The 17,845-nt window shown below is 51.8% G+C and carries 18 protein-coding genes and 1 pseudogene; 9 read left to right on the forward strand and 10 right to left on the reverse strand.

What is annotated here, in order from left to right; genetic code table 11:
- From GKC68_RS22215 to GKC68_RS22225, 3 genes and pseudogenes are all read left to right on the forward strand, one after another.
- A pseudogene (locus GKC68_RS22215) lies at window positions 1-1,157 on the forward strand (exo-alpha-sialidase).
- Between the two features lie 4 nt (window positions 1,158-1,161).
- Window positions 1,162-1,632 (forward strand): YhcH/YjgK/YiaL family protein, encoded by a 471-nt coding sequence (locus GKC68_RS22220; protein ID WP_028722523.1) that lies wholly within the window; start codon window positions 1,162-1,164, stop codon window positions 1,630-1,632.
- A gap of 1 nt (window position 1,633) precedes the next feature.
- Entirely contained in the window at window positions 1,634-2,314 is a 681-nt protein-coding gene (locus GKC68_RS22225) for an SDR family oxidoreductase (protein WP_089528370.1), read from the forward strand.
- Window positions 2,315-2,498: 184 nt separating this feature from the next.
- Here the strand turns inward: GKC68_RS22225 and GKC68_RS22230 are convergent, their stop codons facing one another.
- Entirely contained in the window at window positions 2,499-2,900 is a 402-nt protein-coding gene (locus GKC68_RS22230; RefSeq protein ID WP_342656939.1) for a cupin domain-containing protein, read from the reverse strand.
- A gap of 248 nt (window positions 2,901-3,148) precedes the next feature.
- Between GKC68_RS22230 and GKC68_RS22235 the strand changes: the two genes are divergently transcribed.
- On the forward strand, window positions 3,149-3,946 hold the full coding sequence (locus tag GKC68_RS22235) for a MetQ/NlpA family ABC transporter substrate-binding protein (RefSeq protein ID WP_014333069.1): 798 nt from the start codon (window positions 3,149-3,151) through the stop codon (window positions 3,944-3,946).
- A 55-nt stretch (window positions 3,947-4,001) separates the two neighbouring features.
- On the opposite strand, the gene GKC68_RS22240 is transcribed toward GKC68_RS22235, so the two are convergent.
- Window positions 4,002-4,709, reverse strand: a complete 708-nt coding sequence (locus GKC68_RS22240; protein WP_047713721.1) for a phage antirepressor KilAC domain-containing protein — start codon at window positions 4,707-4,709, stop codon at window positions 4,002-4,004.
- Between the two features lie 435 nt (window positions 4,710-5,144).
- Between GKC68_RS22240 and GKC68_RS22245 the strand changes: the two genes are divergently transcribed.
- Window positions 5,145-5,579, forward strand: coding sequence for a 6,7-dimethyl-8-ribityllumazine synthase (locus GKC68_RS22245; protein ID WP_013027806.1), 435 nt, complete (start codon window positions 5,145-5,147; stop codon window positions 5,577-5,579).
- Window positions 5,580-5,660: 81 nt separating this feature from the next.
- Window positions 5,661-6,134: a nuclear transport factor 2 family protein gene (locus GKC68_RS22250; protein ID WP_028722536.1), complete on the forward strand. Its 474-nt coding sequence runs from the start codon at window positions 5,661-5,663 to the stop codon at window positions 6,132-6,134.
- Window positions 6,135-6,357: 223 nt separating this feature from the next.
- Here the strand turns inward: GKC68_RS22250 and GKC68_RS22255 are convergent, their stop codons facing one another.
- From GKC68_RS22255 to budA, 4 genes are all read right to left on the reverse strand, one after another.
- Window positions 6,358-6,795, reverse strand: a complete 438-nt coding sequence (locus GKC68_RS22255) for a hypothetical protein (RefSeq protein ID WP_028722537.1) — start codon at window positions 6,793-6,795, stop codon at window positions 6,358-6,360.
- 222 nt (window positions 6,796-7,017) lie between these two features.
- Window positions 7,018-7,791: a (S)-acetoin forming diacetyl reductase gene (locus GKC68_RS22260; RefSeq protein ID WP_264215463.1), complete on the reverse strand. Its 774-nt coding sequence runs from the start codon at window positions 7,789-7,791 to the stop codon at window positions 7,018-7,020.
- 24 nt (window positions 7,792-7,815) lie between these two features.
- Window positions 7,816-9,495: an acetolactate synthase AlsS gene (alsS, locus tag GKC68_RS22265; protein WP_047713720.1), complete on the reverse strand. Its 1,680-nt coding sequence runs from the start codon at window positions 9,493-9,495 to the stop codon at window positions 7,816-7,818.
- A gap of 16 nt (window positions 9,496-9,511) precedes the next feature.
- The gene (gene budA, locus GKC68_RS22270; RefSeq protein WP_342656940.1) at window positions 9,512-10,294 is read right to left on the reverse strand and encodes an acetolactate decarboxylase; all 783 of its coding nucleotides are present in this window, start codon (window positions 10,292-10,294) and stop codon (window positions 9,512-9,514) included.
- 104 nt (window positions 10,295-10,398) lie between these two features.
- Between budA and GKC68_RS22275 the strand changes: the two genes are divergently transcribed.
- Entirely contained in the window at window positions 10,399-11,292 is an 894-nt protein-coding gene (locus GKC68_RS22275; RefSeq protein ID WP_047713719.1) for a LysR family transcriptional regulator, read from the forward strand.
- Between the two features lie 531 nt (window positions 11,293-11,823).
- Window positions 11,824-13,098 (forward strand): Glu/Leu/Phe/Val dehydrogenase, encoded by a 1,275-nt coding sequence (locus GKC68_RS22280; protein WP_013027799.1) that lies wholly within the window; start codon window positions 11,824-11,826, stop codon window positions 13,096-13,098.
- A gap of 55 nt (window positions 13,099-13,153) precedes the next feature.
- Here the strand turns inward: GKC68_RS22280 and GKC68_RS22285 are convergent, their stop codons facing one another.
- Window positions 13,154-15,085 carry a methyl-accepting chemotaxis protein gene (locus tag GKC68_RS22285; RefSeq protein WP_206116343.1) on the reverse strand — a complete coding sequence of 644 codons (1,932 nt, stop codon included), beginning with the start codon at window positions 15,083-15,085 and terminating at the stop codon, window positions 13,154-13,156.
- A 158-nt stretch (window positions 15,086-15,243) separates the two neighbouring features.
- On the opposite strand from GKC68_RS22285, the gene GKC68_RS22290 reads away from it, so the two are divergent.
- Window positions 15,244-15,582 (forward strand): cupin domain-containing protein, encoded by a 339-nt coding sequence (locus tag GKC68_RS22290; protein ID WP_263794326.1) that lies wholly within the window; start codon window positions 15,244-15,246, stop codon window positions 15,580-15,582.
- Between the two features lie 334 nt (window positions 15,583-15,916).
- Here the strand turns inward: GKC68_RS22290 and GKC68_RS22295 are convergent, their stop codons facing one another.
- The 3 genes from GKC68_RS22295 to GKC68_RS22305 all read right to left on the reverse strand — a co-directional run bounded on the left by GKC68_RS22295 (window position 15,917) and on the right by GKC68_RS22305 (window position 17,731).
- The gene (locus GKC68_RS22295) at window positions 15,917-16,243 is read right to left on the reverse strand and encodes a YebG family protein (RefSeq protein ID WP_047713736.1); all 327 of its coding nucleotides are present in this window, start codon (window positions 16,241-16,243) and stop codon (window positions 15,917-15,919) included.
- 136 nt (window positions 16,244-16,379) lie between these two features.
- A complete protein-coding gene (locus GKC68_RS22300; protein WP_013027795.1) occupies window positions 16,380-17,174 on the reverse strand; it encodes an SIR2 family protein in 795 nt (264 codons plus the stop codon).
- Window positions 17,171-17,731, reverse strand: coding sequence for a non-canonical purine NTP pyrophosphatase (locus tag GKC68_RS22305; RefSeq protein ID WP_028722578.1), 561 nt, complete (start codon window positions 17,729-17,731; stop codon window positions 17,171-17,173). Before GKC68_RS22305 ends, GKC68_RS22300 begins: the two co-directional genes overlap by 4 nt.
- Window positions 17,732-17,845: the final 114 nt, after the last annotated feature.

Below are 17,845 nucleotides of genomic sequence, written 5' to 3' on the forward strand. Positions count from 1 at the left end.
ATGACCGTAACCGTAATTCGTGATGGCCATCTGAAGCCATGGGAAAAAGATGGCCGAGTAATGACGGCAATGTTGCCTTCGTCATGCCCGCAAAACCACGCCGCCAATATTTTGCCACTGCAGGATGGTTCCCTGCTCTGCGTCTGGTTTGGCGGAACACAGGAAGGGATTGCCGATATCTCCGTCTGGTGCTCTCGCTTGCCGGCAGGCGCTGACACCTGGAGCGAAGCCGTCAAACTGTCTGACGATCCCACGCGGTCTGAGCAAAATCCTGTGCTGTTTCTCGCGCCCAATAATGTTCTCTGGCTATTGTGGACGGCGCAGATCTCCGGCAATCAGGATACGGCAATTGTCCGTTACCGCCAGTCCAGCGATCTTGGCCAAACCTGGGGCCCGATCGATACACTGTTAGATAAGCCAGGCACCTTTATCCGTCAGCCCATTACCGTTCTGGATAACGGTAACTGGTTACTGCCCGTGTTCTACTGCCGTACCCAGCCAGGTGAAAAGTGGGTAGGTAATGATGATATCAGCGCGGTGAAAATTTCGTCTGATCAGGGCAAAAGCTGGCGAGATGTGGTCGTGCCAGACAGCCTGGGTTGTGTACACATGAATATCACCGCCTTGCAGGATGGTTCGCTGGTTGCCCTTTATCGCAGCCGCTGGGCGGATAATATCTATCTGAGCCGCTCCACCGATGGCGGAGAAACCTGGTCAGCGCCCGAGGCTACTGTTTTACCTAACAACAACTCTTCTATTCAGGTGACGACGCTGCACAGCGGCGAACTGGCGCTGGTATTTAACAATATGAGTGCGGCCGGGGCCACAGAACGTCGTGCCTCTTTATATGATGAGATCGATGACGGTGATGGCAGAAAAGAGCCGGAAACGACGGGCCGTGCCGCATTCTGGGGGGCACCGCGCGCGCCCATGACCGTGGCTATTTCAGCGGATGGCGGCAAGACCTGGCCATGGCAGAAAAACCTCGATGAAGGCGATGGATACTGTATGACCAATAACTCTCAGGAAAAACGCAACCGTGAATTTTCCTATCCCAGCATCAAGCAGGATGCTGGGGGACTTTGCATATCGCTTATACCTATTTTCGCCAGGCAATTAAATACGCGCGCGTCACGCCTGAGTGGGTGAAGGAGTAATCTGATGATTGTTGGAAACCTGAACAACCTGGCCCTGGCAGGATTACCTGAACCCTTACTGGCCTTGCTCCGTTTACCCTCGTGCACATTTGAGGCACTGGCAACAAAAGATATCGGTAAATGGCAGCCAGAAAATGTTGCGTGGTTTTGTAATATTCAGCAGGCCACTACCGAAGATGCCGCGTTGCGGCACACCGAATATCACCATCTTTGGGCGGATATTCAGGTGATGCTGGAAGGCGAAGAGATTATCCACGCCGGTACACAGTCCGTCGCGAAGACGGATGATGAAGAGAAGAAACCCGATCTGTTCATTACCCGACCCCGCGAATGGCCCGTGAGCATAACGCTACGCCAAGGGGACTTTGCGGTGTTTCTGCCTGGTGAGCCCCATCAGGCGCTGTGCGCGGTCAACGAACCGATGACGGTCCGCAAAGCGGTGTTTAAAGTGCCAAAATCTATGTTAGGAGACTGAGATGCGTCACGCTATCGTCACGGGATACAGTTCCGGTATCGGCCAGGCCATCACCCATCATCTGCTGAATAACGGCTGGAAAGTGACGGGACTTAGCAGAACCCAGGGAGAGATGGCATCACCTAATCTTGACTGGGTTGCCGTGGATTTAACGGATGCGGAACAGCTTAAGTCGGTTATCAGCACACTCGGTACCCCGGATGCGCTGATACATGCAGCAGGGATAATGGTGGCCGCTCCGCTGGGCGAACTCGATAGCGCTGCCAGCACGCGCCTGTGGTCGGTACACGTTCACGCAGCAGAAGTCCTGGTGAACCACTTTGCGCCGATGATGCAGACTGGCGGCAGGATTGTCATTATAGGTAGCCGCACGTCGCGAGGTGCCGCCAACCGCTCGCAGTACGCTGCAACCAAAGCGGCGCTGGTTGGCATGGTTCGCTCGTGGGGAATGGAGCTGGCACCGCGTAACATCACCGTTAACGTTGTTGCGCCCGGTGCGACAGAAACCCCCATGCTCACCCGACCTGAACGTACGTCGTCGGCCCCTATGATTCCGCCGATTGGCCGGCTAATTCGACCTGAAGAAGTCGCCTCGCTAGTGGGTTATCTACTCAGCGAACCCGCCGCAGCCATTACGGGCCAGGAACTGGTTATCTGCGGCGGCGCCTCGCTGAAAGCGTAATGAGAGTTGTATAGAAACCTAAACCAGCCCTTACAGGCTGGTTTTCTTGCGCCATAACCCTACACAGTATTGCAGGTGCCAATTGCGCGTCCTGTATCAGGTTTTCTGCCCTGTTCACGCGATCTGCAAAGGACTGGCTCCAGCGAGTGTTTAACCCGAAACTTTACCGGTAGGCATTCTGACGCTAAAACTCTTGAGGTTCGCCGGGAAGCGGGTCTGTCAGCTCCATCCCTTTCACCCCCGCATAGGTAATCACCAGCTCGGCAGGCGTGTTCAGCGTGAAGCCACGATGTGCGCTGTTCACCGTTTCATTCAACGCTTCGCCAGCGTGAAAGGTCTGCTGCTCACCCGTTTCTTTATCCTCAACCACCAACGTACCTGACAGAATAAAGCACGCGTTCGGCATGGGATGCGTATGCCAGGGTAACGAAGAGTGAGCCGGAATGGTCAGGCGCATCACGGTCAGTTCGGGTTCACCCTGCGGATAAGTTTCAATGTGTTGACCGTTCCATGCTTCACTGCTTTTTAACACCTGTACGGCAACGATTTTATCATCTGATGATTTAGCTGAATGATTCCCTGACATGGTTTCTCCTGACTCGCGCCGGCAATACTGAAGTGAATAACGTGTTTAAACGTAGCCTAAGATCGTGTTCGACGACGTCAATTACCCTGCCAACGTTTAAAAACGCCAGGATAGTGCCTGATGACCACGCGGTGAATTTTCAGACAAATCATGCAGTAATGGTTATATCTTATATCGCCGCGTCAGTACGCAAGGCGGATAATTTGTATTAGGCTTTTGACATCTTTTACTGATGGGAATCGCTACTAATGAAAGGTTTATTTACGGCGCTAATCGCCAGTTCCGTACTACTGTTGTCCGCCTGCTCACCTGATAACGATCATAAAGTTAAAGTGGCGATCAACACCGGTCCCGACGAAGCTATCTGGCAGGAAGTTCAGAAAATTGCCAAAGACAAGTATCAGCTGGATGTTGAAGTGCTTAACTTCAACGATTACGTGCTGCCAAACGAAGCGCTGAACAATAAAGAAGTTGATGCCAACGCCTTTCAGAGCCTCCCCTATTTGGAAGAACAGTCTAAAGAGCGTGGCTACAAATTTGCCGTTGTCGGTAAAACCTTTGTTTTCCCTATCGCTGCCTATTCTCACAAGATTAAAAACATCAGCGAACTCAAAGATGGCGATACTATTACCCTTTCTAATGAGGCCACAACGCTGGGCCGCAGTCTGTTACTGTTGCAGGCTCAGGGCTTAATTAAGCTCAAAGACGGCGTGGGCTATTTGCCGACCTCGCTGGATATCACCGAGAATCCTAAGCATCTGAAGCTGGTTGAGGTGGATACGCCGCAGTTAACCCGTACTCTTGACGATCCAAATGTCACGCTTTCAATCATAAATACCAACTTCTCTGCCCAGGCAGGCCTGTCTGCGCGTCGCGATGGGTTGTTTATGGAAAGCGCCTCATCGCCTTACGTCAATGCGTTGGTATCACGTCAGGACAACAAAGACAGCGATAAAATCCAAAAGCTGAAGTCTGCATTACAGTCTCCTGAAGTCGCGGCCAAAGCAGAGGAAGTCTATAAAGGTGATGCAATCAAAGGCTGGTAAAAGGCCGATGAAACAGGCCGCATGGTCAGCGGCCTGTTTCACGTGAAAAGTGAGGCTAAGCCGCCGCACCTTTGAGTTGAGCAGACAGATGCCCGGCCCACAGGCTGGCAATCCATTTGACACCTTTGGCGGTAAAGCGAGCCTGCGAGAAAGCATGCTGATTGTCCGCCATACCTGAATGCAGCGTAAAGAAACCCGCCTGCAGATGGTAATGCTGGGGCCTTAAGGCTCCCTTGTCACGGAACATAATATTGCGCTCAAGCAGGAACCGACGAAAATCCGGCTCTTTGGCTTTCAGCATTTTACACAACTGGCGGAAGCCCAGAGACGTCTCAACGTTGACAAAGTGGTCAAAAAAAGCGGCTTTTGGTGCCGATTCGGCCAGTTGTTTCTCTGCCGCCCGTCGCTGTTCAAACTGTTCAGCCCAGGCGCGAGCGGCTTCAGCAGGATTCGTAAAGTCAGGCAGATGAACACGCTCTTCAAGGGCCTGCCAACGATCGAGTGCATCGGCCGTAAAACCTGGCGAAAGTCGGGCGACAGCCAGCAGAGAGTCGCGTTTATTCAGGCAGAACTCCTCACGCGTCTGGCCTTCGCGCTCATAAAGATTGACGGAAAGCGGCTGAGAAAGGCGCTGCGCCGTTTCAAGACTTTTAATTAAGCGCTTAACTTCGCCGTGCGTATTACCGGTCATTTGGGCAATTTCACGGCTGGTCATCGTAATGGCATGATCCGTTGCTTTGAAGATTTCTGTCGACATCATCATGGGCTTTACCCCCTAATCATTCCAGACAACACCCAACGGGCAGTGGAATAATTATACAATTACCTGTTTAAATATCCAGTACTATTTTTACGCAAATACATTAATGGAAGCTGTTACGCTAAAAGCGAGCATTGGCCAGACGGATAAAACATGACAGCACTTTAGTGGATGACCCGCACAATATCGCTGCCTTCCGCAACGGCGGATAGCAGTAAACGCGGATTAAAGATAAGCACGGATTATTGACATCAGTTTATAATATCGGCCATAAGCAAGAGACGTCACCCGGCGCCGGCGCTCAGGTAGCCAGGTGATTTAAGAAGTGCTGAGCGAATTAACTGTGCTGCTCATCAGACAGCTTTATTTTTGGTTCGGAAGAATGCGATCGTTTTGCGATTTCACGTGCACCGGATGTCACGTTTACTGGAGTAAGTTATGCAACCCTTAAGAGTCGCCTTTATCAAGGCAAACTGGCACAGCGACATTGTTTCTCAAACCCTGGCTGGCTTTAATCAGGAAATGGAAAACAGCGGCACGCCTTACGAAATTAAAACCTGGGACGTGCCTGGCGCCTTTGAGATGCCTTTACTGGCGCAGCGCCTGGCGCAGACAGGTCAGTTTGACGCCATTGTTTGTGCGGCCCTGGTCGTTGATGGTGGGATTTACCGCCACGACTTCGTTGCCCAGGCCGTGGTGAGTGGACTCATGCAGGCTCAGCTGGCTACCAATGTTCCTGTGTTTTCTGTTTCACTGACGCCGCATAATTTTCAGCCTGCCGACGAATTCGTGCGTTTTTATACCGAGCATTTTGTGAAAAAAGGCAAAGAAGCGGCACGCGCCGTGTGTCAGGTTCACGCCATTTCGCTCTAAAATCTGCTCGTTTATGAATGTCATCAGCCGGCACGCCAATGCTGAAGTGCCGCTGAGCCTGCCAGCGTTTCAGGAGACCTTATGGAATCACCACGTCAGCCTTTACCCCCGTTTAACGATGTACAGGATGCGATAAAGAAAGTGCGTCTGGCAGAGGATGCCTGGAACAGCCGGGATCCCGAACGTGTTTCTCTGGCCTATTCTCCCGACAGCGCATGGCGAAATCGCGATACGTTTATTACGGGTCGGACCGAAATTGTGGCGTTTCTACGAGACAAATGGCAAAGGGAAGCAGAGTACCGGTTGATCAAAGAGTTGTGGAGTTTTCATTCAAATCGTATTGCCGTGCGCTTTGCCTATGAGTGGCATGACAGCCAGGCAAACTGGTTCCGTTCCTACGGCAATGAGAACTGGGAATTTGATGAGAATGGCTTCATGGTGAAACGCCATGCCAGCATAAACGACGTGGCCATTACCGACAGTCAGCGACTGTTCCACTGGCCTCAGGGCCGCCGACCGGACGATCATCCCTCTCTCAGTGAACTGGGGCTATAGGCATTCCTTAACAGGCGCTATTGGTGATCCAAATTGCCATCCTGCTCCATCTGTCATTGAAGGCACAAAGGCTGTCGGCGAGGCAAGATCGACGCCATAAGCACTGAGGTGACGGGCACTACACGGCAGGGCGACGTCAGCAGAGAGATAACCTACTGCCGTCGTAACGCTATCTGAACGGTCGCCAGGTAGTGAAATTCACAACCTGGCGTTAGCAGGAAAGTTAGCCCTGTTGCTGCGTCTGTGCCGGCTGGGGTTCGCTCTGTTTAGATTGTTCAACAAAGGTCGCCTTATTACGCGTCACGGTGTAAGCCACTTTTTTAACGTCTTCTGGTGACGTTGTCACTTCAAGTGGGTCAATTGTTACCCGCCCCAAGCCAAACAACGTGCGCACGTAACCGCCGACTTCATGTTTCCCCGCGGGAACATGAAGGATTTTGCTTTCACCATTGGGCAGTTCGCCTGCATCTTTACCATCTACCGTCAGATAAATATGTGAACCGTCGTCAGCACGCGTAATCACGTGTGAAACATCAATCTGGGTCTGTCCGGTCGTAAAATCATCCGCTGCCGCAGCGGTAGTATTGGCGGCGGGATGCCGGGCGCATCCGGCTAATGTTGTGGCGACCGCAAGTGCGGCAAAAAGATTACGATAACGCATTATAGCTGTCTTACTCCCTGGCAAATGAACGCGTTATTTTAGCCGTTTCATTGAACGATGGAAGTCCGGAAACGCTCGGTATGCTCTTAAAATTGTCAGGAAATAAGGGAAAAAGTAAGCGGCGTTATTTTTCACAGGACGTCATACAGGATCTCAGCCTGACTCATGCGAGGTGACAGAATGCCGGGCAGTCTGGCGCCGTAGCGCCAGACATTTTTCCGGTTAGCTAAACACCATACCACCGTCTACCAGTAACGACTGTCCAGTGATGTAATCAGAATCCGGGCCGGCAAGAAAGGCGACACAGGCTGCGACATCTTCGGGTTCTGATAACCGACCAAGCGTGATTCTTTTTGCAAACGCCTGAGTACCATAACCCACGGGTTTGCCTGCCGCTTCGGAGATCTGCCTGTCGATTTCCGCCCACATCGGTGTTTTGACAATACCAGGACAAAAGCCATTTACGGTGATCCCCGCCGGTGCCAGATCCCGTGCGGCAGTTTGTGTCAGGCCCCTGACAGCAAACTTGCTTGAGCTGTAAACTGCCAGCTCGGGATTGCCGACATGCCCGGCCTGAGAGCAGGCGTTAATAATTTTTCCGCCATGGCCTTCAGACGCGAAGGCTTTTATCGCGGCCTGCATGCCCCAGATCACGCCTTTGACATTAACGTCATAAACCTTGTTGATGACGTCTTCGGTGATTTCATCAATGGGCGTTGAGGGCGCGACACCGGCGTTATTCACAATGACGTTAAAATCACCCAATACGCTGCGCGCTTCTTCGACGGCATGAAATACCTGATCCCGTTTTGCTACATCCACCTTAATGGCCAGCGCACGGCCGCCTTCATTCTTGATCTTTTCCGCAACCTGCGACGCGGTTTCAATATTATAATCAGCCACGGCTACGGCAAATCCGTCTTTTGCCAGACGTAAGGCTATTGCCTCTCCAATGCCCTGACCCGCACCTGTCACAAGCGCAACCCGCATTTTCATCATCGTTTCCTTATTCCGTAGAAATTAAAGTAACTGGCTGAGGTGAAGCTGCCCCATCAGCAAGGGGTTATCGGCGTAATCCACTGGCACTGCCACAACAGCAGGCCCCTGCACATCCATCGCTTTGCGCAGCGTGGGCTCCAGTTCGGAGGCACTGTTCACCGCGAATCCCGCCGCGCCGAATGCTTCCGCATAGGCTTTAAAATCAATGGGCCCAAAGTTCACGCCTGAAACACGCTGATATTTTTTCTCTTCCTGCATCGCCACCATGTTGTAAGCATTATCGACCCAGACAATGTGCAAAATGTTGGCGTTGAGCCTGACGGCGGTTTCCAGCTCCATGCTTGACTGCAGGAAGCCGCCATCTCCTGAAACCGAGACGACTTTACGCTGTGGATCGACCAGCCAGGCACCAATCGCCCAAGGCAATGCCACGCCCATGGTTTGCTGCCCGTTAGAAATCATGATTTGGCGCGCACGGAAGCTGTAGAGATAGCGGGCAATCCAGATATGGAAGCTGCCCATATCAACGGTGAGGCTGACGTCGCTGTTGATGATGTCCTGCATCGCACGCACAATGCGCAGCGGATGAAGAGCAAACTGATTCAGGCTCGCGCCCTGTAATGCGAGTAATTGCCGCTGCTGCTGACGGTCCTCAAGGATACTGGCAGCCTCCTTGCTGAGCTGTAACGGCTGGCTGACCTTTTGTGCCAGCTTACGCAGCGTGGCGGCGATGTTGCCGACCAGTTCCGCATCTGGCAAATAGCGGTTGTCCGTTTCCGCTGGCACAACGTCAATGTGAATTAAGGTGGCATTCCCGCTGTTCCACATGGCAGGTTCATACTCAACCGGACTGTAGCCGATGGTAATAATCAGGTCGGCCTGTTGCAGCAGTTTGTCGCCTGCCTGATTGTTGAAAAGTCCAACGCGACCGGCAAAACGGGAAAAGTGCTCCTGGCGAACGGCACCCGCAGCCTGATACGTGCTGGTTACCGGAATATGGCTGCGGTTTAACAGATCGTGAATGGCTTCGCTATTCTCAGGCTGGCTTGCCATCAGGCCCAGCAAGATCACGGGATTTTTTGCGTGGGCGATCTCACGGCTGACCGCATCAATCATTACATCCGGTGCCGCACCCAGCGTGATGCGGCCGTGATTACTCAGCACCTTACCCGTGACCGGCTGATCAACGATATCCTGTGGCAGGCTGATAAACGCACCGCCGCCGCGACCGTGTTCAGCATGACGAAACGCATTTGATACACATTCCGCCAGTGCCGACGAGTCGGTGACTTCAACCGCATATTTTGTCACCGGGCGGAACATGGATACGGTATCAAGACTCTGGTGGACCTGCTTAGCGCTGTCGGAGCGTTTGACCGCGCCCCCAATAGCCACCACCGGGTCGCCCTCACTGGTTGCGGTAGCCATGCCGGTCACCAGGTTCGAGCAGCCCGGGCCGGATGTTACCAGCGCCACGCCAGCGTTACCCGTCAGACGGCCTACTGCCGCAGCCATAAAGGCGGCATTCGCCTCATGCCGCACGGGGATGGTCTGAATTGAAGAGTCCAGCAAGGAATCAAATACCTTATCAATTTTGGCGCCAGGGATGCCAAACACATGGCTGACGCCTTGCGCTTCAAGTTGCGCGACAACCAGGTCTGCACCACAGTGCCAGAGCGTCGTATCAGAGAGAGTTTTCATATTTCAGGCCTCGTGATTAGCTTTCGACAGAACGGATGGCATCATCCAGGTTTTCCGGCGTAAGGTTGGCATTAAGAAAGTCGGCGTTTTCAGGTAAATCGATCACCAGCTTGCTGATGGCACCAAAAGTCAGCGTGCCCTGCTCCAGCACATAATCCAGGATATGCCCCCCGCCGGTTCTGTCGTCTGTGATGAAATGTTCGTGATATCCCGCGACGTTGATGCCTTGCATGTACTGCGGCGTGCGGAAGCCAATAAGCTCGCCATGGCGGTGCGTGAATTCAAATATGGGCTGGTTTCCCAGAACTTCAGGCATCGATCGATAAGGCCGGCACTGGCACGGAACGGTACGCGTCTGGACGGATGAAAAATGTCCGCTTACACGCAGTGCACAAAACTGGTTGTCGGAGGTGATTTCGCTGTCGATAAGCTGGTGCAGCGCATCGCGCTGAACCGCGCGTTCAAAAACGTGTTTATGCTGAGGTTGAAAAAAGGTCATTACCGCAAATGGCGTTTTCTGGTCAGGATCAGCAGGCCGGGCACTGCCATCGGCGCGCAACTGATACACATTGCTGTCGAACGCAATGAGTTCACCATCCAGCTGATTGAAGGTTCCCAGACCAAAGTCACCTTTGCGCAGTAAGTCAGCAACCCTGGTTTCACCGTCATAAACACCACTCAGCAGCGCACTCATCAAAGAGGTTTGATACATAACACTTTCTGGCATGTTTTTTCGCAGCTTTTGGACGGTATCTATTAGTTGATCCTCGCAGGAACAATCAGTTACAAAATTGCTCATTGGATGCCTCGTAGGTTAACTGTTAAGCCGTGTTAACATAATGGTGACCCTGTTTGCGGACAGAATCCAATAGCAAAACCTGTAAACTTTGAGACGTTTTTAATATGGAACTGCGCCATCTACGTTATTTCGTTGCCGTCGCTCAAACGCAGCACTTTACCCGAGCAGCTGAACTGCTTGGCATTTCGCAGCCGCCACTCAGTCAGCAAATTCAGCGACTGGAGCATGAAATCGGTACACCGCTGTTAAAACGACTGACGCGCGGTGTGGAACTGACGGATGCAGGAAAAACATTTCTGGCGGATGCGATTGAAATCATTCAACTCGCCGATCATGCGCTGGAAAAGGCGAAAGGCGTTGCCCGGGGGATCTGCGGCAAAATGTCGCTGGGCTTTGCCAGTTCAGTGGCATTTGATCCCAACGTCTTTGAGATTATTCGGCGATTTAAAGATCGTTATCCCGCCCTGGAGCTGATGACGCGGGAAGAGAACATGTCATTGCTTATTCAGGATCTTCAGGAGGGGTTACTGGACGCGGCATTTCTTCGTCTTCCCTGCGAAAGCAGTAAATCATTTAATTTGCGCGTCATTTCTACCGAACGGATGCTGCTGGCTTTACCTGCTGCGCATCCTCTGCAACAAAAATCCAGCATCGCGTTGAGCGAACTGGTACAGGAAACCTTAATTATTTTTCCGCGAGACGTTTCACCCAGTCTGTATGAGCTTATTGTCAGTGCCTGTTTGCGCGCGGGTTTCTCATCATCGTCTTTTCAGCAGGCTCCGCAAATCAGTTCTTCTCTGGGTATGGTCGGCGCAGGATGCGGCATAGCCCTTATACCGGAATCGATGGTTTGCGTGCAGAATCCGCAGATTTGCTTCCGGGAAATCGCCAACAATACGCTTTTTACCGATGTGGCTTTTGCCTGGCGGCGGAATAATGCGTCTAAAGCGGTTAACCATCTGTTGTCGCTGATTTCAGAAGGTCAAAGCGTAAACTGATGCACGGCTGTTCGTAGCCTTTTTCATCCGATCATGCCCGTCTTCCTTATTCAGGGTAAAAATTTAGCGGTTGAGTTCCATCACGTTTTAATAAACGCATTTTGCTGGCACGTCTTATTTTCGGCCCGGCCGTCGGTGAAAAAAAGCGTGAGATATTGTCTATTAGCCTTTTCGCATAAGTGAAAGTAACCTTCGCATTACTTATATTTATGCACCATGGAGGTGCAACAAAGTCAATATCCTTTGAAACAATTCATTAACTTTTTGACCCCCTTCAAAGAACTGATAAATCATAAAATTTTAGGTTTATGCACTAACAATGCCTTTTTTATGCACGAAACAGCCGCATCCAAGGCAGATAAGTCGAAATATTATTCACTCTTATTCACCGTTAATCGAAATAGCATGGGGATCGTGGCCACCTGGTCGACATCATATTTTCTCTGGAAATGATAAATTATGTCGGCGCGCTTACGCGCGCGTCATTCCACGGCTCAACACAATAAATAACTTCGATAAGAAAGGTTTTGTATGGATAAGTTATCTTACGCGTCTGACAGTAGTACTTCAGCCTGGTCCACCTACCTACAACAAATCGATCGCGTTGCGCCTTACCTGGGCGACCTTACGCGCTGGATTGATACTTTACGTCATCCTAAGCGTGCATTAATAGTTGATATTCCTTTGCAAATGGATGACGGCTCCATTCGTCATTTTGAGGGTTATCGTGTTCAGCACAACCTTTCTCGCGGTCCGGGTAAAGGTGGAATTCGCTATCATCCCGATGTCGATTTAAATGAGGTCATGGCCCTTTCAGCCTGGATGACCATCAAGTGCGCCGCTGTCAATCTGCCCTACGGCGGGGCAAAAGGCGGGATTCGTGTCGATCCTTTTAAACTGTCTGAAGGCGAACTCGAACGTCTGACGCGCCGCTATACCAGCGAGATCGGTATCATCATTGGACCGCAAAAAGATATCCCGGCCCCCGATGTCGGCACCAATGGCAAAGTGATGGCCTGGATGATGGATACCTACTCCATGAATCTGGGCACCACGGTGACCGGTGTGGTAACAGGTAAACCTATTCACCTTGGCGGCTCCCTGGGCCGTGAAAAAGCGACCGGCCGCGGTGTGTTCGTCACTGGCCGTGAGGTTGCTGGCCGAGCCGGCATCCAGATTGAAGGCGCACGTGTCGCCGTGCAGGGATTTGGTAACGTAGGCAGTGAAGCCGCCCGATTGTTTAGTCAGGCGGGCGCGCGCGTTGTGGCGATTCAGGATCACACCGCAACGCTGTTCAACGCTGACGGCATGGATATGGATGCGTTGACACAATGGCAGACTGAAAACAAGCAGATCGCTGGCTTCCCTGGTGCACAAAACATCGAGAAAGAGCGTTTCTGGCATACGGAAATGGATATTCTGATCCCTGCCGCGCTGGAAGGACAAATCACACGGGAGCGTGCTGAGATCCTGAGCTGTAAGCTGGTGCTCGAAGGCGCTAACGGTCCGACCTATCCGGATGCTGATGATGTTCTGGCAAACCGCGGTGTGATTGTTGTACCCGACGTGATTTGTAACGCCGGAGGTGTGACAGTCAGTTACTTCGAATGGGTGCAGGATATGGCCAGCTTCTTCTGGAGCGAAGACGAAATTAATAAACGCTCAGACAAGATCATGACGGAAGCCATGGTTCACGTATGGGAAAAAGCCAAAGAGAAAGCGTGCTCGTTGCGTACCGCAGCCTATATCGTGGCCTGCGAACGTATCCTGATGGCACGTAAAGATCGCGGTATCTATCCGGGTTAATGACTGAAAACACAACCCGCACCGTGCGGGTTGTGTTTTAGCGGTTTACCGCGCGTTAGCGGAACTGCTCCACCGTTTGCGCCAACTGCTGCGCCTGATCTTCCAGCGAGCTGGCGGCCGCCGACATTTGCTGCACCAGTGCGGCGTTTTGTTGTGTCGTACCGTCCATCTCGTTAACCGCGACAGTGACCTGACCGATACCGCGCGCCTGTTCATCAGAGGCAGAAACGATTTCATCAATGATGCTTTGCACTGATGATACGGCCTGCGTCATCTCATGCATCGTTTTACCTGCTTCGTTAACCAGTTTCACGCCGCTTTGAACCCGAACGCTCGATTCTTCAATCAGGGCAGCGATATCTTTCACCGCGCCCGCACTTCGCTGCGCAAGATTACGCACCTCAGAGGCCACGACAGCAAAGCCTCGTCCCTGCTCGCCAGCTCGCGCCGCCTCAACCGCAGCGTTAAGGGCCAGAATATTCGTCTGGAAGGCGATGCTGTTGATCATTGTAGTAATGTCACCAATTTTCTTCGAGCTGTCATCAATCTGAGACATAGTCTGCACCACCTGCCCAACCAGCGCTTCGCCTCGGCTGGCGATTGAGGTGGCATTTTCGGTCAGATTCGTGGCCTGTTGAGCATTATCGGCATTCAGGCGAATCGTTGCGCTGATTTGCTCCATGCTGGCTGCAGTCTCCTCCAGCGCGGCCGCCTGCTGTTCGGTACGCGATGCCAGATCGAGGTTACCACTGGCGATCTCGCCAGCCCCTTCTCGCACCGACGCGCTGGCATCTTTGATTTGGCCCACAATAGATTGCAGCTGGCTTTGCATGGTATGCAGCGCATAAAACAGGCTGCTGTTGTCGCCCGGTGCAACGTGAAAGCGGTTACTGAGCTTACCTTCCGCAACCGCCAGCGCTATTCTGGCTGCCTCTGCGGGCTCGCCGCCGAGCGGACGCATGACTTTGCGATTGAACAAGAGCCCCAGTACCGCGCCGACCAACAGGATGCTTACCAGCATCAGTCCGATAGCCCAGTAGAGTTGGCGATTCGCCGCAGCCATCACCTGGCTGACCGGTGCGACAACTCCAACGTACCAGGGCTTATCGCTATTGCCTACCGTGACCGGATACCAGGTATACATGGCTTTTTCGCCCAGCACCGGGTCGTCATGTTCCACAATTTGCTGGGTGAAATTGTCTTTTTCCCCCTTCCACGCTTTGCCCGCCTCATCTTTATCTGGCGAGGAAACGACTTTGCCTGTGTTAGAGAGCAACAGGGCATAACCAGTGTCCTGCCAGGGTTTTATCTGGTTAACTTTCTTTTGTAGTGAGGCAAGGGAGATATCGGAAGTCACTACGCCGTAAAGTTTACCCTGATCGATAATGGGTGAGGCTACAGAGGTCAATAACGTTGGTATACCATTGTAGGCATAACTGTAGGGCTCAATCAGCGTATCTTTTCTTGTCTGCTGGGGAACCAGATAATAATCACCCTGACCCGGCGTTAAAAAGGACAGTAACGGATGCATGGCGTAATTACCGGCCTGATCGCGGTCAACAAACCAGGCATAACGGCCCTGTGGCGGCTGTCCGCTCTGACCTGCAAATTCAGCATCACGACCATCAAACGCGTTGGGTTCAAAAATCACAGACATCGAGAGATAATCAGGATTGGCTCTGAGTGAATATTCCATGATTCTGTCAGCGACTTTACGATCGTTAATGCCCGCTTTGGGTAAAGCAATCAGACTTTGGCCTAAGCTGTGCGCCATATTAAGGGCATAACTCAGCTCTTGTTGAATTTGCAGCCCGCGACTTTGAGCGATCTGCTGCAGATAGTGTTCGGCCAGCGTTTTTTGTTCTTTTGCCGACTGCCAGCTCAGAACACCAATCGTCACGGAAAACCCAAGCGTAATCGTCAGGCCGCCCGCAAGAAGCATCTGCGTGCGGGTACTCATGGTTTTTTTAATGGGTTGAGTGGTCATATTGATTCCCCTGGAATACACCGGCTAGGTTGACCACCCTGTCAGATAAAATCTTTCATGTCCCTGGAATAACTATCGGCGAGCCAGAATTTAGCTTTAATAAGATGAATCAAAGCCGGAATCAGCTCACATTATCCGTTGCGGGCAAAAGAGGATTTATGATTTCGAAAGACAACGCAGAACATTATGTTTGGGGAAATAACTGTGATGGCTGGCATCTGCTGAAACGCCAGGATTTAAGCATTATTCATGAACATATCCCGCCTGCGACGGCTGAAACCCGACACTTTCACGTTCATTCTCGCCAGTTCTTTTTCGTTTTAGAGGGCGAGCTGACGATGGAAATTGAGGGCATCGTGCATCTCCTGCAGGCGCAGCAAGGCATTGAGATCTCACCGGGTGCGAAACATCAGGCACGTAACGACGGAAATGACAGTGTCACTTTTTTAGTTATTTCCCATCCGTCGACCCGAGGCGATCGGACCGATCTGACCTGAACATGGCCATAATAATACGCAGGAATCCGTTACTGATCTGAATAGTATTGACGTGAAACAATACATGGACGGGGATTAAATGGCAGTCTGTGCCCTCTTCTAACCAGGCATAACTGAACCGGGGCCCCATTCATGCTAAACAAATCAGGCTGGTTTCATGGTTATGTACTTTGCATGACGTGCATGGCCAGATACCTTCATCACTATGCTTTTGCCGTAACGCATTTGATTCGCTGAGAAGGATCAAAGGCCCGCTGCTGAGTCGGTCATTGACGGATAAAAAGACGGGAAGCGAGAGTGGTTATGCTGGAAGCAGGCTTCCAGCATAACCCGGTCAGGCGGCTTTAACGGCGCGGACTTTCTTGTCACTTTGCGGCGCTGGATCAGCATCGTTCACTTCAGGGGCGCTACCGCCTGAGGTTGACTGAGGCAGTTTACTGGTGCGAAGAATGTGCTGCACGGCGTCTTTTTGTTCTGCCAGCAACAGGCCGAGTGTTTCAGCCTGAGATTCATCCATCTCCGCCTGATGAGTCAGCAACCAGTCGGTGAATGCTTCCGCCATATCCAGCATTTTGTCGTAGGCATCAGCCTCTTTTTTGTTGGCAAATGTCATCTTCTCTTCACCTTTTCTGACCACTACAAATTTTGTCTCAACAGCCATAGTTTTGTCCTCAGGTACTGTGTATTTATACAGCATACCACAGTAATCCGCATTTCCCAGAGAAGAATCACCATGCCCGATAAACCTGTCATGCGGTTCAGATTTTACAGCGACATGGTCAGCCCCGCCCCGCGCATCACGCCAGAAGCGCTTGCATAAAATCGGCCAGGGCTTTTCGAGGATCGTCTTCTTCAGAGACGATCATTTCAATGCCCCACTGGCCCAACACTTCTTTTGCCACCGGGTTATTGCGGTTAGTGAAAAGGTACGACTTGGGACGCGCAGTGGCCAGGCCCGTGCGCCCCCACATTTTGGTCAGGCGATAAAACAGCAGACGAATATTAAAATCACTGATGCTGTAGCCCACGAACAACACCGAATTCCCCATGACATCATGGGTCAGTTTGATATCCAGCGGCGAATCAAAATAGAGGCGCTCAAAGTAACTGCTTTCATCCAAAACGATGGAGGTATCATCATCAAAGTCGCCGTGCAGTTTAATGATGTGGCGCTTGTCTTCAGTTAATGACACCAGATCGGCCGCATTCGCGACTTTTGAGTAAGGCACACCGTGCGCCTCATGTGCCGCTTCCAGCCAGCGGTCATAATTGGTGGTATAGATACGTGAAAAGTTGCCCTGCGTGATCATGGTGTGAATTTCAGAGCTACGAACATCAATATCCGGCCGATGCCATTCGCGATCCATCCAGCTTCTTAACGGCCCTAGCGATCCTTTTTTTTGCTTATAGTATTCGGCCAGGGAGAGGTGCGTACCATAGGTATTAAAAATTTTGGGATCGTACCCCAGCTCGTTGGCCAGATGGGCAATAAGCTCATGCCATTCTGGCAGGCCAAGATTGCGGGACAGGCCTGCACCGGCAAAGAGTATCAGCTTACCGGAGTCATACGCCCGCTTCAGTTCAGGTTTCATGCCACGCCTCGTGCTGTTTTTAAGAAGGACGCGAAGCGGTCCAGTGCAATGCGACGGTTTGAGATTTCATTTTTCTTGTCGCCCATCTCAGCGAAGGTTTGATCGTAGCCTTCAGGAATAAACACGCAGTCCCACTGAAAACCACGCGGGCCCGCCGGTTTTGCGGCAATAGTGCCACGTAATTCGCCGTAAAACTGATACATTTTGCGCCCGTCACAATAGCCCAGTACGGTTTTGGCCGTGACGCCCTGGCTATCAAGGCCATTAACAAGGGAGGCAAAACGATCGGCATCCAGCCGGTTCCAGAATATGCGCGTCAGCCCCGCAGGCAGGCCATTCAGTCCATCGAGATAAAGTCCGGTATGCTCAACGAAGAGAGGACGCCCAATAATTGAGAAGGCTTTTGTGAGTTTGTCCCGCACCAAATCCAGCTCATTCTCTGTTTGAATTTCTTCAATACGACGAGCGATCGGCAAGACTTCGACGCCCACTGGCTCCAGGATTTCACGCACCTCCGCCAGTTTTTGCTCATTAGCCGAAAGGAATCTGATTTTCATACTTCTTCCAGGTGAATTAGTTTGCCTCAGACAGCGCTATCATAGCGGCAGAATGGAGGATTAACGCTGGTCAGTGTAGCGCAAATCTCCGACTTTCTGGCCTGGCAATTACGT

Source organism: Pantoea sp. RSPAM1 (assembly GCF_038816185.1).
In the GTDB taxonomy this organism is placed as follows: Bacteria; Pseudomonadota; Gammaproteobacteria; order Enterobacterales; family Enterobacteriaceae; genus Pantoea; species Pantoea ananatis.

Bases quoted from the DNA above. Each gene is read 5' to 3' on its own strand.
- GKC68_RS22220 (WP_028722523.1), top strand. From the start codon at position 1,162: ATGATTGTTGGAAACCTGAACAACCTGGCCCTGGCAGGATTACCTGAA.
- GKC68_RS22225 (WP_089528370.1), top strand. From the start codon at position 1,634: ATGCGTCACGCTATCGTCACGGGATACAGTTCCGGTATCGGCCAGGCC.
- GKC68_RS22230 (WP_342656939.1), bottom strand. From the start codon at position 2,900: ATGTCAGGGAATCATTCAGCTAAATCATCAGATGATAAAATCGTTGCC.
- GKC68_RS22235 (WP_014333069.1), top strand. From the start codon at position 3,149: ATGAAAGGTTTATTTACGGCGCTAATCGCCAGTTCCGTACTACTGTTG.
- GKC68_RS22240 (WP_047713721.1), bottom strand. From the start codon at position 4,709: ATGATGATGTCGACAGAAATCTTCAAAGCAACGGATCATGCCATTACG.
- GKC68_RS22245 (WP_013027806.1), top strand. From the start codon at position 5,145: ATGCAACCCTTAAGAGTCGCCTTTATCAAGGCAAACTGGCACAGCGAC.
- GKC68_RS22250 (WP_028722536.1), top strand. From the start codon at position 5,661: ATGGAATCACCACGTCAGCCTTTACCCCCGTTTAACGATGTACAGGAT.
- GKC68_RS22255 (WP_028722537.1), bottom strand. From the start codon at position 6,795: ATGCGTTATCGTAATCTTTTTGCCGCACTTGCGGTCGCCACAACATTA.
- GKC68_RS22260 (WP_264215463.1), bottom strand. From the start codon at position 7,791: ATGAAAATGCGGGTTGCGCTTGTGACAGGTGCGGGTCAGGGCATTGGA.
- alsS (WP_047713720.1), bottom strand. From the start codon at position 9,495: ATGAAAACTCTCTCTGATACGACGCTCTGGCACTGTGGTGCAGACCTG.
- budA (WP_342656940.1), bottom strand. From the start codon at position 10,294: ATGAGCAATTTTGTAACTGATTGTTCCTGCGAGGATCAACTAATAGAT.
- GKC68_RS22275 (WP_047713719.1), top strand. From the start codon at position 10,399: ATGGAACTGCGCCATCTACGTTATTTCGTTGCCGTCGCTCAAACGCAG.
- GKC68_RS22280 (WP_013027799.1), top strand. From the start codon at position 11,824: ATGGATAAGTTATCTTACGCGTCTGACAGTAGTACTTCAGCCTGGTCC.
- GKC68_RS22285 (WP_206116343.1), bottom strand. From the start codon at position 15,085: ATGACCACTCAACCCATTAAAAAAACCATGAGTACCCGCACGCAGATG.
- GKC68_RS22290 (WP_263794326.1), top strand. From the start codon at position 15,244: ATGATTTCGAAAGACAACGCAGAACATTATGTTTGGGGAAATAACTGT.
- GKC68_RS22295 (WP_047713736.1), bottom strand. From the start codon at position 16,243: ATGGCTGTTGAGACAAAATTTGTAGTGGTCAGAAAAGGTGAAGAGAAG.
- GKC68_RS22300 (WP_013027795.1), bottom strand. From the start codon at position 17,174: ATGAAACCTGAACTGAAGCGGGCGTATGACTCCGGTAAGCTGATACTC.
- GKC68_RS22305 (WP_028722578.1), bottom strand. From the start codon at position 17,731: ATGAAAATCAGATTCCTTTCGGCTAATGAGCAAAAACTGGCGGAGGTG.